20 protein-coding genes are annotated in these 15,213 nt (G+C 31.3%); 6 read left to right on the top strand and 14 right to left on the bottom strand.

The window, feature by feature from the left end:
- Positions 1–178: 178 nt before the first annotated feature.
- Positions 179–709 carry a GNAT family N-acetyltransferase gene (locus EKG35_RS18335; protein ID WP_126295989.1) on the bottom strand — a complete coding sequence of 177 codons (531 nt, stop codon included), beginning with the start codon at positions 707–709 and terminating at the stop codon, positions 179–181.
- A 247-nt stretch (positions 710–956) separates the two neighbouring features.
- Here EKG35_RS18335 and EKG35_RS18340 point away from each other — a divergent pair, with 247 nt between their 5' ends.
- A complete protein-coding gene (locus EKG35_RS18340) occupies positions 957–1,178 on the top strand; it encodes a transcriptional regulator (protein WP_126295990.1) in 222 nt (73 codons plus the stop codon).
- Positions 1,178–1,549 carry a YhjD family protein gene (locus EKG35_RS18345; RefSeq protein WP_126295991.1) on the top strand — a complete coding sequence of 124 codons (372 nt, stop codon included), beginning with the start codon at positions 1,178–1,180 and terminating at the stop codon, positions 1,547–1,549. The genes EKG35_RS18340 and EKG35_RS18345 overlap by 1 nt, the downstream gene beginning before the upstream one ends.
- An 84-nt stretch (positions 1,550–1,633) precedes the next feature.
- On the opposite strand, the gene EKG35_RS18350 is transcribed toward EKG35_RS18345, so the two are convergent.
- Genes EKG35_RS18350 through EKG35_RS18360 form a run of 3 tightly spaced genes read right to left on the bottom strand, consistent with a single transcriptional unit; the run spans position 1,634 to position 4,404 of the window.
- On the bottom strand, positions 1,634–2,179 hold the full coding sequence (locus EKG35_RS18350) for a hypothetical protein (protein ID WP_126295992.1): 546 nt from the start codon (positions 2,177–2,179) through the stop codon (positions 1,634–1,636).
- 31 nt (positions 2,180–2,210) lie between these two features.
- Positions 2,211–3,473 (bottom strand): MFS transporter, encoded by a 1,263-nt coding sequence (locus tag EKG35_RS18355; protein ID WP_126295993.1) that lies wholly within the window; start codon positions 3,471–3,473, stop codon positions 2,211–2,213.
- A gap of 19 nt (positions 3,474–3,492) precedes the next feature.
- Positions 3,493–4,404, bottom strand: a complete 912-nt coding sequence (locus EKG35_RS18360; RefSeq protein ID WP_126295994.1) for a bifunctional helix-turn-helix transcriptional regulator/GNAT family N-acetyltransferase — start codon at positions 4,402–4,404, stop codon at positions 3,493–3,495.
- A 254-nt stretch (positions 4,405–4,658) separates the two neighbouring features.
- Between EKG35_RS18360 and EKG35_RS18365 the strand changes: the two genes are divergently transcribed.
- Positions 4,659–5,012, top strand: coding sequence for a hypothetical protein (locus EKG35_RS18365; protein ID WP_126295995.1), 354 nt, complete (start codon positions 4,659–4,661; stop codon positions 5,010–5,012).
- A gap of 48 nt (positions 5,013–5,060) precedes the next feature.
- Here EKG35_RS18365 and EKG35_RS18370 read toward each other — a convergent pair whose 3' ends face one another.
- From EKG35_RS18370 to EKG35_RS21075, 7 genes are all read right to left on the bottom strand, one after another.
- The gene (locus EKG35_RS18370; protein WP_126295996.1) at positions 5,061–5,213 is read right to left on the bottom strand and encodes a uroporphyrinogen-III decarboxylase; all 153 of its coding nucleotides are present in this window, start codon (positions 5,211–5,213) and stop codon (positions 5,061–5,063) included.
- 191 nt (positions 5,214–5,404) lie between these two features.
- Positions 5,405–5,755 (bottom strand): hypothetical protein, encoded by a 351-nt coding sequence (locus EKG35_RS18375; RefSeq protein WP_126295997.1) that lies wholly within the window; start codon positions 5,753–5,755, stop codon positions 5,405–5,407.
- Positions 5,756–6,606: 851 nt separating this feature from the next.
- Positions 6,607–6,801 carry a hypothetical protein gene (locus tag EKG35_RS18380; protein ID WP_126295998.1) on the bottom strand — a complete coding sequence of 65 codons (195 nt, stop codon included), beginning with the start codon at positions 6,799–6,801 and terminating at the stop codon, positions 6,607–6,609.
- A 133-nt stretch (positions 6,802–6,934) separates the two neighbouring features.
- Entirely contained in the window at positions 6,935–7,063 is a 129-nt protein-coding gene (locus EKG35_RS21490) for a hypothetical protein (protein ID WP_281274637.1), read from the bottom strand.
- A gap of 327 nt (positions 7,064–7,390) precedes the next feature.
- Positions 7,391–7,561 carry a tyrosine-type recombinase/integrase gene (locus tag EKG35_RS21660; protein ID WP_126296003.1) on the bottom strand — a complete coding sequence of 57 codons (171 nt, stop codon included), beginning with the start codon at positions 7,559–7,561 and terminating at the stop codon, positions 7,391–7,393.
- A 307-nt stretch (positions 7,562–7,868) separates the two neighbouring features.
- Positions 7,869–8,009, bottom strand: coding sequence for a hypothetical protein (locus EKG35_RS21665; RefSeq protein WP_410799574.1), 141 nt, complete (start codon positions 8,007–8,009; stop codon positions 7,869–7,871).
- A 79-nt stretch (positions 8,010–8,088) separates the two neighbouring features.
- Entirely contained in the window at positions 8,089–8,265 is a 177-nt protein-coding gene (locus EKG35_RS21075; protein WP_185807818.1) for a hypothetical protein, read from the bottom strand.
- Positions 8,266–8,601: 336 nt separating this feature from the next.
- Here EKG35_RS21075 and istA point away from each other — a divergent pair, with 336 nt between their 5' ends.
- On the top strand, positions 8,602–10,146 hold the full coding sequence (istA, locus tag EKG35_RS18390; protein WP_126295999.1) for an IS21 family transposase: 1,545 nt from the start codon (positions 8,602–8,604) through the stop codon (positions 10,144–10,146).
- Entirely contained in the window at positions 10,146–10,898 is a 753-nt protein-coding gene (gene istB, locus EKG35_RS18395) for an IS21-like element helper ATPase IstB (protein WP_126296000.1), read from the top strand. Before istA ends, istB begins: the two co-directional genes overlap by 1 nt.
- A gap of 227 nt (positions 10,899–11,125) precedes the next feature.
- Here the strand turns inward: istB and EKG35_RS21670 are convergent, their stop codons facing one another.
- On the bottom strand, positions 11,126–11,272 hold the full coding sequence (locus EKG35_RS21670; RefSeq protein ID WP_126296004.1) for an ImmA/IrrE family metallo-endopeptidase: 147 nt from the start codon (positions 11,270–11,272) through the stop codon (positions 11,126–11,128).
- A gap of 277 nt (positions 11,273–11,549) precedes the next feature.
- Here EKG35_RS21670 and EKG35_RS18405 point away from each other — a divergent pair, with 277 nt between their 5' ends.
- Entirely contained in the window at positions 11,550–12,776 is a 1,227-nt protein-coding gene (locus EKG35_RS18405; protein ID WP_126296001.1) for a DNA cytosine methyltransferase, read from the top strand.
- A 20-nt stretch (positions 12,777–12,796) separates the two neighbouring features.
- On the opposite strand, the gene EKG35_RS18410 is transcribed toward EKG35_RS18405, so the two are convergent.
- Complete coding sequence (locus EKG35_RS18410) at positions 12,797–14,788, bottom strand: ATP-binding protein (RefSeq protein WP_126296002.1); 1,992 nt, start codon at positions 14,786–14,788, stop codon at positions 12,797–12,799.
- Between the two features lie 106 nt (positions 14,789–14,894).
- Entirely contained in the window at positions 14,895–15,092 is a 198-nt protein-coding gene (locus EKG35_RS18415) for a hypothetical protein (protein ID WP_246020485.1), read from the bottom strand.
- Between the last annotated feature and the right edge of the window lie 121 nt (positions 15,093–15,213).

Genomic DNA, 15,213 nt, shown 5'->3' on the forward strand with positions numbered 1-15,213 from the left:
AAAGTTGAATGATTTTTAACATAAATTCTTTTGGATACTTATAAAAGGTCATAAAAAAAGCCCCCTATTAGGTAGATGAATTTTTATTTTTTCATCTGTCTACCTAATAGGGAGCATATCAGTAATAATTCTGGACAGTCTTTTTACTTATTCAATACTTGTAATACTGTGGTCTTTACTAATCCGTTTTTAGTTTAGAAAAGATGTTTAGGTCGACGTAGCGGCCTTTAGATTTTTCAGCTTTCCTTAATGTTCCTTCAAAAGTAAAATTTAATTTTTGCAAAACTTTTATTGAATTTAAATTTTCAGGCTCCACCTTAGCTTCAACTCTATTAAGGTTGAGGGAGTTAAATGCATAATTTAATAGGGCAGAGATTGCTTCAGGAGCATACCCTTTACCCCAGTAATTTTTAGCAATGTCATAGCCGATTTCAGTTTTATCGTTCTCAAAATCTAACGAATTGTACCCGCAAGATCCGATTATTTCATTAGATTCTAATTCAATAATAGAGTAACGAATAGCCTTATTTTCGCTGGCCAATTGATCAAGATAGGTAATTATTTCAGTAGCTTGACTTTCATGATGAAAATTTTCGATATTCATAAATTTAGTAACATCTGGGTCAGACCAAATTTTGAATAAGGTTTGTGAATCAGAAACGTCCATTTTTCTTAAATGTAATCTTTCAGTGTATAAATCTGTTATCAATATCCTTACCTCCGAATGTTATTTTATATATGGAATAAAGTATTGATATCTGTGCATAGTTCAGTCCCTTCGTGGTTAAGTAGTTTTATTATACAATATTTTGAAATTGGATTGGCTTAAATTTGGAAATTAATCGTTCAAATACTTTTTGAAAATCCAATTGCCAGTCTTATAGCTTAACTGGTAATTTTTTATTGTACTAAAAAGGGAACGTTTGTTCTATAATGTGATTAAGGAGGATAGGTTAATGAGGGAACAATTATTAAAAGCTTTTCAGCGAAATCAGATAGTAGCAATAATTTATATATCTAAAAGTGGAGAAATCACAAAAAGACGAATTAGAATCTCTAAAATGTCTCATGATACATTTCAAGCATATTGTTTTCTAAAACGTGCAAAACGAATATTTTTAATTAATAATGTTCTTGCAGTAGTTCCAGAATTCCATAGAGAGCGTGAAGTAATCTAATGTTTCTCGAAAATAATGAATTGATACACAAATGCATTATTAACAATTTAGCAATTAGAACACTCGAACGTGATAGAAATTATATAAGTGATATGAAAATGCAATCTGCGTTTGAAATATGGTTTGATAAAAAAATAAAAGAATTACAGCAAGAATTAAAAGAAGTGAAGAGTCAACTTTTAAAGAGCGGCATCAAAATACAATCCGAAACCAAGGTTGATCAATTAATAACTGAATATGTAATAATAGATCGTGGTAATATTTATACTCAGAGGTATATGAATATAGCATTACGTAATTGGGTCGAAGAAGAAATCAAAAGGCTGCTTGGATTGGAATACAGAACTTTCAGTGGCAATTCACATGAGTAATGCCAAATAAAAATAGCATATGTAAAAGGCTGAAAAATTAAAAAAACAGCATCTTTATAGTAGATGCTGCAAGAAAAATGAATTTTAATTTTGTATACTAATAAATTGTTGAATATTTTGTTCAATATAGTTATTTATTTTATTAATCGAAAGTGGAGAGGTCTTTTCAAAGCTAATATAAAGCGAATCGATTGCTGATTTGAGTTGTTGATTTCGTCCAAGATCATCACGTGTAACATGAAATTGTTCTAAAGTGACAGGATGATGATGTCTTTTTAGCTCTAATTCAATATCTTCAAGGAGTCGAAGGAAAGCTTCATCATCGAAAAACTTAACACCTGCCTTGATGGCAGACCAGCTTTTAGGTTGAGCCATAAAATATGCACTCCACCAATAAAACTCTAATATCGATTTACAAGCGTGATTGTAAAAAGTATAAAACATAAACAATGCTCTTTGACCTTCATTAAGTTCTTTATAGAAGTTTTCTTTAATAACAGTATGATTACCATTAGCTGCCTCTGTAACTCTACTTTTATAAATCTTAATAAGTGGATTAAAGCATTTTAGACTTACATCTTGATATGGCAATAAATCAAAATCGTGATTTGTCATTTTAATTATTATCATGAATCACTCCCTCATAAAATTCACTGTATAATTAGGTATGCTTCTTTAATTTTATTTCTTTTAAAGAAGCTTTAAAAGGCTCAGGCAGTAAAAAGTTTAAAAAAGCGGCGATTCCTAATAGAATGATTGATAAATAAAAGGAGTTTATATAACTTCCTGTCATATTATAAAAAAGTCCAGGTAAGTAGGCACCTAACGCAGATCCTATTTGATGGCTTAAAAATAACCAGCCTAAAATAAAACCGATAGAATAATCCTTAAAATATTGTGTTGCCAATAATTGAGTAGGTGCAACAGTTGCAAAATCAACTAAACCAAATATGGCAGCAAAGATAATAAATAAATATGGATCGCTGCTAAATATAAGAATAAAAAGTGATAAGGCTCTAAAAGTATATAATACAATCAGAAACTTCCGACTACTCCAAATATCAGCCACAATACCAGATAATAGAATGCCAATTATATTAAAAGCAGCTAATATACTAATTGCAAAACTTGTTGTACTTGTTGAAAAACCACATAACTGTGCAAATGGGATTAAATGAGTATCCATTAATCCAGTAGTAGTGAAACCACATATACCAAAAGGTAAAATTAAAAACCAAAATTCCTTTTTTAAAAAAACTTGCCAAATAGAAAATGTCTTTTCTATATTTTTAGTATCTTCTTTAGATGTATCTATTATATTTTCTCCAATAGGCTTTAAACCCAATTCCATGGGATGATTCCTTAAAAATAATAGTGTGATGGGGAAGATTAAAATGACTAACAGAACACCCTGAATAATAACAGTAGCTTTCCAGCTCAACATATCAATTAAAAGTAAAGAACCCGGAACTAACAACATTTGTCCAGCTCCAAAACCAGCTTCAATAATTCCAAAAGCAAGTCCTCGGTTTTTATTGAACCAATTCGTTACAATAACGGATGCTGCTACATTTGAGGTTCCTCCAACACCAATAGATACTACAACCCCATAGAGAAAAAATAGCTGCCAAGGCTGATTCACGAAGGATATCAATACGATACTAATCCCTACGAGCAAAGTACTAAATGATAAAATAATGCGCGCCCCTAGTTTATCTACTAATCTTCCTATTATTGGTTGAGAAATACCGTAAACAATAAAACTTAGAGTAGAAATAAGAGAAATTGTCCCTCTATCTAATGAAAATTCATTCTCCCATGGTTCAATAAAAGCACCAAATGATAGGCGAATACCTTGAACTGTTAAAAACGTTAAAAATGTAATAAGAATAATAATCCACGCATAATGAAACTTTATTTTCATAAAAAATTTTACTCCTAAATTAAATCTCTAAATCCCATCGTTCTTCTACTAATTCTTTCCCCCATAACTTTGTTTTTTCTTTTTCAACTGTTATTTCAAACCCAAATTTTTTATATAGGACTCTAGCATTTCCCATATCACTCACGGTCCAAAGGATAAGCTTTTTATAATTATGGTTTTTGCAATATTGAATAATAGATTCAATCAGCAGTTTTCCAATGCCTTTATTTTGAAAATGTGGATTTACAAAGAACCATCTTAATTGACCAACATGGTTACCTGTATTTACCAAGCCAATACATCCTGCAAAATGTCCCTCTATTTCAGCTATCCAGATTCTTTCTATTTCATCGTCGAAAGTTTTATGTAAATAAGTTAAAAAGCTCTCATCCCATTGACAAACATCACGATAATAGTTCCATTGTTGTTCTATCATTATTTTGATATCTTCTGAGATATAATAGCTTCTTAAAGAAATTGACTTATCTTCTTTTAGCAGTGAGTCTGAGAGAATTTCCTGAATGACAGTCATGGATGAGATAAGTTTTTCTCTTTTATTAGAGTCTAAATTTTGTAGAATAAAATTAACTTGTTCATTTGCTTTTTTTTCTAATTCTTTGTATATTACTTTCCCATGATCTGTAACAAATAGTAAGTGATTACGGCCATCCTCTTTGCATTTTACTTTATAAATCATTTTTTCCTTTTCAAATTTTTTAATAATTCTACTAACATATCCACCATCCAAATTTAATTTTTCTTGAATATTTTTAGCCGTACATTCTTTTGAATTATAAATTTCGTATAAAATACGAGTTTCACTTAAAGAAAAGGGACTATCATAAATGTGTTCATTTAAAAAGCCTAAAACATCAGTATAAAAACGATTAAACCTTCTAAATTCGATTCCTAAATTTTCTTGTTTATCCATATCGGCACCTCTTTTTGAATTGTTAGAAATATTAGATTTTTATTATTGCATCAAATAGTTGCTTTAGTCAAGTAATTATAAATTCGATTGGGGAATAATATCTTAATAGACAATTTATCGTTCGATGAATAAAGTAATATGAAAATAGGGGAATTGTACTTAGGTAGGTACGATGTAAAAAACTGATATACTTATTGAAGTAAGTGGTTGTTAATTTGAATTTATTAAATCTAGTTTGTTAAAGAAGGTGTATGATGAAAAAACTAGTAATCCCTTTAATCCTTTTATTACTTTCGATTGTATTATTAGGAGTACAGGTATTGGATAACTATGAAAGGGTATCTAAAGAAGATGCGGAAGAGATTGCTCTCGAAGATGCTAAATCAAAAGGATACAACACCGCATTTTTATGGAAAGAGTTTGATGTTGAAACTCGAGCAGTATACGTTTATTCAGCAGACTACAATAAAGATGTAAGGGCATGGAAAGTTTTTCTAGATACTGAAGAACATCCTGATATAATGAATTCACCTGCTTTAATTTATTTTATAAGTGTTGATAGTGGGGAAGTCATTACTACCATTAACGCGTTAGAGAAAGAAGGTTAAATAAAAAAGTGCCTGTATATTAGCACCCAAGCACTTTATTAGAACAGATTAGTCTAGAGACTCTACACTTTTGTTTTGTTGGTTAAAACTTTCATTGATGGATTGGTCGTATGCGAGGAGTGTTACTTCTAATTTTTCCTCAAGTTGTTGTAGTTCTTGAACTTGTTCTGGATCTAATTTTGCAAATTTTGATTCGTTCATTCATATCACATCCTGTTCAAAGTAGTTACGAGAAAAGTGTGTGAAAGTTATTTTATATTTAACCATCAATTATTTTGGGCTAGAAAAAAATTAAATTAAATTAAAGCAATTATTAATTTATAATTAAAAATACAATTCAGACAGTGCTCACTCCTAAGTGAAATGCGGTTTTTTTAATATAACAACCCCCATTATTTGCAACTTAACAGAATCTGATGAATCCAGTTCCTTACCTTTAGCTCCTGTTCTTCATAACTTAATTGTCTATCAAGTATTAAGTAAGGCAGTTCAGTTGGCAATAGATGTAGTTGAGAGCGTATAAAGGTGTTGGCATGAGCATCCTCATCCAAAAAAACTATTCTTGTTTCTTTATCCCATGGTAAAAGTGTTCGAGCAGAGTATTCTACATTATCTATTTCAACATAGAAATGGCCCCTTGCATCTAGATGGCAACGAGTATGGATGCCTTTATTTAGTTTAGAAAGAGAGTATTCGAAAGCGCTCAGATGATCCTCACTAATTAAATATTGGTGATTATACATCTCTACTTTTTTTATTCATTTCCACGTTTACATCGTAAACATCATATTGGAATAATACATTTCGTTTAGGATCTACTTTTCTAGGAATTTCGCCCCATACTATTTCAAAAGGTCTCAATCGGTCTTTTACTAAGTAAGCAATATTTGAATAATCTAAGTTACAGCCATACGTTTAAAAGTAATATTTTTTTCATATTAGCCCGCCCTCCGTTTTGGTAAACTACTAGTCATTGTCGAACTCCTAAAATACTTTTTGATTTTCATAAAATAATTTAATATTTTTTTAAATCAGCATTAGGTATTCGCCATTTCTGTTGAATTATTTCTATTTTATTTTCATTTGGAAAACTGATAGAAGCAATAAAAATTTGTATAAGCAATGTGAAGATCATTATGATAGATAAATGTCGAATACATTTCTCGCTCACATACTAGTTTAGCTGGGTAATGGAGTATAAAAAGCTTCACTTAAAAGGATACATAATTCCTACTTTTTGTATACTTGGTATGTAAGGTAACTGAGGTAGGGGGTTTCTCTAAAATGACTGATACTTATTTATTAACAATATAAACTTTGTACTGGTTTGTCTGCACAAAATTGCTGTCACACAAGGTAACTCTAAAATCACATAAAATCTGAAAGTACGCGAAAAAATATGAAAGCCTACTTTCTGTAAATTCCCAAAAAGTACTGTTATAATAAGGGATGTGAATAAAAAAGAAATGAGGTCGAAAGTATGAACGCTTACCATGAATATAGGTGTTCATAATTCTCTAAAGCCTTAAAGTTTCCAAGGAATAAATGTTATCCGTGAACAGAAAGGTCACATTTATTCCTTGGAAATTCTAATTTAATCAGCATTCAATGTAATTGCAAAAACTATAATTGCAGATATGAATAGAAAAATCAGTAGTGATAGTTTTACTTTTAAAGTATTTCTAGATTTTTTGAATATAGATGCAATTACAACATAAAAAACAATAACTATAAAAAGAAAAAGTATAATTGGAAACATTATTATATTACTTATTTGTGCTACTGACATTTGACTCACCTCCTTTAAGTAAAAAAACACCCCAGAGACGTAGTTATACTACTACATCTCTGAGGTGCTTCCTCAAAAATCAAATATAATATTAGTTAAAATATAGCATATTTTTATAGAAAGTAAACTATTTTTATTTTCTCTTAAACAACTCTGTAAACTTAGCATGCATTTTTTGAGCAGCATTTTCTTTCATGCCTTTTGTGACATGTAGATAAATTTCAGTAGTTGTTTTAGAGTTCTTATACCCAACTCTATCCATTATAATATTTAAATCAACTAATGCCTCAGCAAGTAGACTGATATGCGTATGAGGTAAAATATAAATTCGGAAGCTTTTCTTGATTGATGTTTTTTACCTATTCTTTTTACTGTCTGATTTAAAAGCTTTACCGTAGGGGGATTCCGGATTTATCCCCGAAAACGTATTCCCAATCCTTGTTTTCATTAAAATTAAGTAGATATCGTAGATTTTCCACCACAACATCGTCTATTTCTACCACTCTAATACTAACTAGTGTTTTAGGTGGAGTTAATTTAAAATCACCCTTTAAGCTCTTTTTTGCATAAGTTGTCTTTGTTATATTAATTAGTTTTCTTCTAAATCAATATCTTCTGTTTTTAATGCAAGAGCTTCACCAGGTCTCATACCAGTAAAAGCTATTAAGTAAATAAGAGTACGATATACGATATTTCGATATCGATCCGTATACTTTAAAAATTCTTTTAATTCATCTGTTTCTAAATAAAGTTCTTGTATTCTACTCCTTTTATCTCTTCAATTTCTAATTTTCTTTTTGGGACAAATACTGTATCTAATTGGTTTATATCGATAACGCCTAAATCATTAGGAGATGAAAATGTCAATTTAGCTACATTCCGTGTACCTTTAAGCGTATTTTGTGCTTTACCAATACTAACAAGTGGTTAAATGCATTCTGGAAATTGAGTGTTGTAACGTCTGTCATTTTTGTATTTGCAATATATCGATTTAATAAACTAATACAAAAGGCTCTATGCTCGTTTGTTGTTTCTTTATTACCTTTCAATCGATCCGGTTCTAACCATTACTTACTAAATTCTTGAAATTTTATTTTAAAATCAAATTTGTAACCTCTTTTCAATTCTTCAATAGCTTCTTCAACTCGTTTTTTAGCTTCGCCCTTACTTTTACCACGTCTAGATACTTGTTTGTGTTTACCAGTTATAGGATCATGTAGACTTTCTGCAGTACATTTCTAAGTAGCTTTATTGATTTATTTGTATGCAGTACATGAGATTACCATCCTATAGTTTTGTATGGATTAAATTCCACATATTTATTAGTTTTTCAACATCCTCTACGTTACATTGTGGTAATTTTTTATACCATTGCTGCAACGTTGGATTATTAGGAAAGGGGATTTGTAATTCAGGAGTATACTCTGCTTCACCCAAGTAACCTACAACTTCAATTAACTTCATATAAGCTCCATGCAATCTTCATCAACACTGCAGGGATAGGCTTAGGAGTTTGATTTGTTCGACTATCAGTTCCTTTTTCCAACAGTGCTAGATATACCAATTCGCTTTGCTGCATCTCTTAACGATTCTTCTGCTCGTAACTTTATTAATAGTTCTCCTAGTTTCATATAAAATCACCGCCATATAACAAAATAAGATATGAATTCAACTAAATTAATTGTCACAGGTGTACTTGATAAGCTAAAACTGAGCCACCATAGCAATTGAAAAGTGAGCCACTTTTATATGAAAATAATCCTAACTTCATAGAGTTAGGAGCGTATAGAGGTGATTTCATTGGAGAAGAAACAGAAAGTGCTACTTGCCTTTCATCAAGAAAATAAGAGTCAACGTCAAATTGCAAAGGAGCTTGGGATCTCTCGCAATACTGTAAAAAAGTATATTCAAGAAGATCTTGAAAAAAGACAGCTAGATATTAGGGATATACCAATTACAGATAACTATCTAACGCCTCCGTCGTATAAAAAACGGAAAGGAAAGAAACGTGCATTAACACCAACTGTTATGAAACGTATTCGAAAAATGTTAAAAGACAACGAGTATAAACGACAACATCAAATGCACAAGCAACAACTAAAAATGATTGATATTCATGAAAAGTTATTAGATGAAGGTTTTGAAATTAGTTACACCACTGTTAGAAATTTTGTGAATAGCGAGGAGAAACGTCAAAAAGAAGTCTTTATTCGTCAAAAGGCAACTGCTGGTCATGAAATTGAGTTTGACTGGGGAGAAGTAAAATTATTCATTGATCAAACGTTACGTTCTCTTTCAATGGCGGTCTTTACCTTACCATATAGTAATGATAGATTTGCCTATTTGTATGAATCAGAAACAGTGGTTTGTGTACAAGATGCACATGTAAAGTGTATTAACTATTTGGGCTTTGTACCAGAGGTATTCACATACGATAATATGCGAACTGTCGTAAAGAACTTTATTGGAACTGAGCGTGAGATTACCGATGGTATGAAAAATCTATCGATGCATTATCATTTTAAAATACGACTATGTGAACCGAGAAAAGGAAATCAGAAGGGGCATGTGGAGCGGAGTGTAGAATACATCCGCCGGAAAGCATTTGCCCATCGAGATACTTTTACAAGTATAGAAGAAGCTCAGGCCTACCTAACAGAAATCATCATGAAATTAAACTCTCGTAAACATTATAAGAAAAAACAAACGCACCATGAATTAATGCTAGAAGAACGTGCAGCTCGGCAAGTAAGTGCAGATATTATTCCGTTTGACGCATCTGAGTTGCTTGAATTTAGAGTAGACAAATACAGTACAATTACTTATAGACAAAATCGTTATTCTGTCCCAGAAGGACGTGTTGGAGAATGGGTCAAAGTAAAAGCAAGTGCGGAAAAAATACTTATTTTTAGTGAAAAGGCGCGTATCGCAACCCATAAACGGAGTTGGCAGAGTCACCAATGGGTAATGGATATATATCATTACTTACGTACATTTGAAAAGAAAAAAGGTGCATTGGCTCAAAGTGAATGTTTGAGTCAAGCACCAACAAAAATAAAAAAATTATACAAAGATTATTATATTGGAAATGAGAGAGATTTTCTAGAGTTACTTATGTATCTAAAAGAACATAACAATCTAGAAAAAGTCTTAGCGGCGATTGAACAACTTGAGAAGAACCCTATGGTTCAAATATCAACAGATAAGATTATTTTCTTAGCTAATCAAGGCGAACACATTCATAAAACTGTACATCCCAAAAATGAGGTCACCACCCAATCTCTCGAAAATCTTTCAGCGATTACGGCATTATTCGAAACTAAAAAGACAGGGGTGCTTCATTAATGGATAAGCGACAAGAAATGATTGAAATGTGTAAAGAACTTCGACTACCAAGTATTCGAGCATTTATTCAAGAAGATGATATATGGAAACAACATCAAACAGCAGAGGATTTTTTATATCACGCACTGGTGCAAGAGATGCAAGATCGAGAAGTGCGAGCAAAAGCGAATCGGATTCGTTCGGCAAATTTTCCTGAAAAGAAACTATTAACTGAACTAGAGATAGAGAGATTACCGCAGAATGCGGCCTCTCGCCTCTCACATTTAAAGAAATTAGACTTTATTCAAGAAAAACAGAATGTCTTATTAATTGAATCACCTGGAACAGGTAAAACCCATATTGCGATCGGTTTAGGAATTGAAGCTTGTTTAGCTGGGTATAAGGTGTATTTCACAACTGTATCATCACTGGTCAATCAATTAAAGGAGAGCCGTTCTGAAAGAACGCTACGTTCATTTGAATTGCGGTTTGAAAAGTATGATTTAGTGATTATCGATGAGCTAGGTTATATTTCTTTTGATAAAGAAGGTGCAGAATTATTGTTTACTCATCTTTCCCTTCGTGCAGGACGAGCATCTACCATCGTTACGAGTAATTTATCATTTGATCGCTGGGAAGAAATATTTCATGATCCAGTTTTAACAGCCGCTTTAACAGATCGATTAACACATAGAGCTTATATGATAGACATGGTTGGACCATCTTATCGAATATTAGATACAAAAGAATGGCTAGAAAATAGTTCGGTTTAAGTGGCTCAGTTTTTAATTAATAAATGGCTCAAATTTTACTTGCGAAATACACACAGGTTTAATGATTCTATAATGGTCTTCTTTTTAATAGATTTTAGGTAGTTTGTGATTTTAGATGTAGAGATACTTTATTTATGTATTGTTCGAGTCGTTTTCGAGCAAATTCTTCTTCTACATTAAATAATTTTGAAATTTACTTAACCGATATCAGTTTTGGATTTATTTTTTTAAATCATAAAAGTAGGTACACATGCATGATACATAAAATGATTTGCTTTAGATTCTTTATATCTCCTAAAACTATCAGTCATCTGTCGTTGATTCCCGATATGGAGAACAACATGGCCAAGTTCGTGATAAAACTCTTGGTTAATTTGTTCCTAACTTGGCCAGCCACATTCTGAAAATTTAGGTTTTTAGGCTCTAAAATACCTATTTTCGTATACATATCCTTTACAAAATCCTCCGTATGACTAGTGCTATTCATAGAACTATCTCCGATTTAGTAATAAAAATAGGAATAAACGTTCTTATTTAATTTATTATATAAAATTAAGAAGTGAAATGTTTTTTTAAAACTTCTTTATTATTGAAAAAATTTCTTGTTTATGCTAATAGACCTGGTATAATTTTTTTAAGGAGTTGAGCTCGGTGAAGATAATAGATTTATTTGCAGGTGCTGGGGGATTATCAGAAGGTTTTAGACAAGAAGGGTATGAAATTATAGCCCATGTAGAAATGGATAAAAGTGCATGTAATACTTTAAAAACAAGGGAAGCATTTTATTATTTAAAAGAAAATGTCTTGCTTGATATATATATTAATTACCTATTAAAAAAAATTACTAGAGATGAATTATATGAAAGTATTCCCCAAAACATTTTGGATAGAGTAATAGAAGCAGAGATAAGCAATAAGACTATTCCTAAGATTTTTAAACAGATTGATGAATTAATAGAGGGGGATACTGTTGACTTAATAATTGGTGGACCACCATGTCAAGCGTATTCGACTGCAGGCATATCAAGAGACCCTAATAGGATGAAAAATGATCCGAGAAATTATTTTTATCGCTACTATGTCCGATTTCTAAGAAAATATCAGCCAAAGATGTTTGTGTTTGAGAATGTGAGAGGTATTCTAACAGCCCAAGAAGGAAAAGTATTTCAGAATATTAAACGAAATATGAGGAATGCTGGTTATAAGGTAGATTATCGTATTCTAAACGCTAGTGAGTTTGGGGTATCTCAATTTAGGGAACGTGTAATAATTATTGGATGGAAACATGACCTACCTTTCAAATATCCAGAATTTAACCTGAACATAGATGCGCCAACAATTCAAACATTATTTGATGATTTACCAAAAATTAAAGCGGGTGAATCTGTTAACGGAGAGAAACAATATATAAAGGACCCTCATGAAGCAATAAGTGATATTAGACAAAAAAACTGGAATATTCTTACTCAGCATGTTGCAAGAGCAAACAATCAAAATGACCTAAATATCTATAGACTAGTTGTAGAAGCTTGGAACAACGAAGGGAAGGTATTAAAGTATAATGAACTTCCAGAAGATTTAAAAACACATAAAAATACCGACACGTTTTTGGATAGATACAAAAACATAAAGTATGAAAGACTTTCACATACAATTGTAGCTCATATCTCCAAAGATGGTCACTACTATATTCATCCTGATATAGAGCAAAACAGATCATTAACGGTAAGAGAAGCAGCTAGAATACAATCGTTTCCAGATGATTTCTACTTCGAAGATTCCAGAACGGCAGCATTTAAACAGATTGGAAATGCAGTTCCACCATTAATGGCCAAGGAAATAGCTAAAAAACTAAAAAGTACAGAGTTTTTATTATAGCTCTGTACTTTTATATTTTGTTATATTGATTTACAAATAAATTCGATAAAGAAAATAGAGTTTTGCCAATTGGTTTGTAATGTATTTGTACTAACAGTCTTGTGGGTCCAATGCATTGCAAGATTTATATCATCAATACATGTAGCTAAATCATCTAAGTGTTTTAGCGATCGACTATCGAATGTGTTAGTACTAGCTAAATACCTTTTGAAGTCCATCAATTTGGTTTTGATTGAAATATCTTTTTCAACATTATTGTTATTAGTAGTAAATGATTTTTTGATATTATTATTTGAGTTAATAATATAGTCTTTAAAATGTGATTGAAGGCTAGAAAGATGTTTTCTTAAATATTCATCCATTATTACTTCAGTTAGACTTCGTAGTAAAAATCCAGTAGCAAGGGTATATCTATCAATATTTATTGTAGTAATTTCATTAACTAAAGCAGCTACTTTTGGAGATTGTATATTGTTTTTGATATTTGAATTTATATATCCAATAGTAGAAGACTTAGTATAAATATTTTTACCACCAGAAGTACCAACAACAGTACCAGTTGCAGCAGCACCAGAAGTACCAATAACAGCACCAGTAGCAGCACCACCAGAAGTACCAATAACAGCACCAGTAGCAGCACCACCAGAAGTACCAACAACAGCACCAGTAGCAGCACCACTAGAAGTACCAACAGCAGTATCAATAGTAGTACCAGTAACAGTACTACCGGAATTACCAATAGTACCACTAGTGGCAGCAGCACCACTAGCACCAATAAAACCGGTAGTAGTATCTAAAACAAATTTATTTGGCCGCTTAGCTTGTCCTTTTTTATTTACTAAAACTTTAATCTTAGAGATAGATTTTTTTCTATCTTGTCCGAATTGAGTAATAATAGCATCAATTATTTTAGTAAAGTATGTTGATGTGTCATTTCTTATAAACCCTTCTCTATTTGTTTTTTCTTCAAGATAAACCGATTTTTCTGGGCATAGAATAACATAGCCAAATGTTTGTTTATTATCAATGTTGTCACTAGATCTTTTTAACCTTTTTTCGGCTAATTTCAACCAATCTTCTTTGCCATGACCATAAATTTTATATCCATTTCTATACACATTGATACCTTGATAGGCACTTAAAAATTTATTTTTTAGTTCCTCTTCTCTCTCATTTGTAACATTACTATAAGAAGGATGAAAGAAATAATTGTAAATTGTAACTTTAGTTCTTCCTATATCTATTGAAGGAATATTTTCTGACAAGATAAGATTCTGTAAAGTTGTTTTATTACTATTTTCATATAAAGTTATTCCATGGTAATGGCAACTGAAGTTATATGAAATAATTTGGTTTCCCTCAAATTCTATAGATGCATAAAATGGCGCATCATCGATCGCTTCTTTAGGTTCGAGATACTTTTTAACAGAAAAATTTTCAGGGTACAAAATTTTAAAAGTACGGTTTTGGAATGGAGTATTTAGATTCTCCAAATCTTCTGTTATTTCATCTAAATTTAAATTATTTAGTTCGGTTAAACGAATGGTAGTTCCATTAACATCCGAAGTATCACTTTCATTAATTTTTATTTTTAGATCAGATAAGCTACTCAGTGATTCAAGTTGATGTTTTACCAATTTAAATGAAAATTTTTTATTATTTGAAACAGTAATAATATCAATAGTATTGGCCAATCTGAATAAACTAAAGCGGCCGATTCCTTTTCCACCTTGCTGAGAATAATCATTGTTTTTATCACTTGCTGCTATATAAAACCACTTTTCGTTAATTTCATCTAAAGTCATTCCAGATCCAAAGTCTTTTATTTCTATTAAATCCTCATATATTTTAGAGAAATCAACGATAATTTCTTCGGCTTTAGCATCTGAAGCATTTTTTATTTGTTCTGCAATTGAAATACTATCGAATTCGATAATTTTACTTCCTAATGCCTCATAAATTAATCTAGGGTCTGACTTGATTTCTGATGTGTGTTCTATAATATTATTCATTTTGCCTCCTGGAATGTACTATAAATATGATTTTAGTAATAAAATATAAATTAGTATAAAAATTACATTTAAGGTTGAAAAAATAGGCAGCCCTTCGATGGTATGCCTATTTCTTATGTTCTGTTTTAATCATTTCCCAAATAGTACGAAGTTTTCGTAGTTCTTCTTCATCCGACTTAGGAAGGTCTTTGTACCATACCTGAAGTTCAGGATCATTTATGAATGCCTGGAATTCAGCATCTTCATTGTCTTGGGGGGTAGGTTCTGTGGTGTTTGTACGGCCAAGAAGATAGTCTGTACTCACTTGTAAACGCTAAAATAGAATCAACAGAATTTGCTCATTTGGTTTGAACACTTTTTCACTATTCAATACACTTCTAGTAAACTAGTATTATTTAGTTTATTGGGAGGCTGTACTAATGGAG

It is taken from the genome of Lysinibacillus telephonicus (genome assembly GCF_003966145.1).
In the GTDB taxonomy this organism is placed as follows: Bacteria; Bacillota; Bacilli; order Bacillales_A; family Planococcaceae; genus Ureibacillus; species Ureibacillus telephonicus.

What these genes read in the sequence shown, in the direction of transcription:
- EKG35_RS18345 (WP_126295991.1), top strand. Translation starts at nt 1,178, where the DNA reads ATGTTTCTCGAAAATAATGAATTGATACACAAATGCATTATTAACAAT.
- EKG35_RS18340 (WP_126295990.1), top strand. Translation starts at nt 957, where the DNA reads ATGAGGGAACAATTATTAAAAGCTTTTCAGCGAAATCAGATAGTAGCA.
- EKG35_RS18355 (WP_126295993.1), bottom strand. Translation starts at nt 3,473, where the DNA reads ATGAAAATAAAGTTTCATTATGCGTGGATTATTATTCTTATTACATTT.
- EKG35_RS18380 (WP_126295998.1), bottom strand. Translation starts at nt 6,801, where the DNA reads ATGTCAGTAGCACAAATAAGTAATATAATAATGTTTCCAATTATACTT.
- EKG35_RS18375 (WP_126295997.1), bottom strand. Translation starts at nt 5,755, where the DNA reads ATGTATAATCACCAATATTTAATTAGTGAGGATCATCTGAGCGCTTTC.
- EKG35_RS18360 (WP_126295994.1), bottom strand. Translation starts at nt 4,404, where the DNA reads ATGGATAAACAAGAAAATTTAGGAATCGAATTTAGAAGGTTTAATCGT.
- EKG35_RS18370 (WP_126295996.1), bottom strand. Translation starts at nt 5,213, where the DNA reads ATGAACGAATCAAAATTTGCAAAATTAGATCCAGAACAAGTTCAAGAA.
- EKG35_RS18365 (WP_126295995.1), top strand. Translation starts at nt 4,659, where the DNA reads ATGAAAAAACTAGTAATCCCTTTAATCCTTTTATTACTTTCGATTGTA.
- EKG35_RS18410 (WP_126296002.1), bottom strand. Translation starts at nt 14,788, where the DNA reads ATGAATAATATTATAGAACACACATCAGAAATCAAGTCAGACCCTAGA.
- EKG35_RS21490 (WP_281274637.1), bottom strand. Translation starts at nt 7,063, where the DNA reads ATGGATAGAGTTGGGTATAAGAACTCTAAAACAACTACTGAAATTTAT.
- EKG35_RS18350 (WP_126295992.1), bottom strand. Translation starts at nt 2,179, where the DNA reads ATGATAATAATTAAAATGACAAATCACGATTTTGATTTATTGCCATAT.
- EKG35_RS21075 (WP_185807818.1), bottom strand. Translation starts at nt 8,265, where the DNA reads ATGAAGTTAATTGAAGTTGTAGGTTACTTGGGTGAAGCAGAGTATACT.
- istB (WP_126296000.1), top strand. Translation starts at nt 10,146, where the DNA reads ATGGATAAGCGACAAGAAATGATTGAAATGTGTAAAGAACTTCGACTA.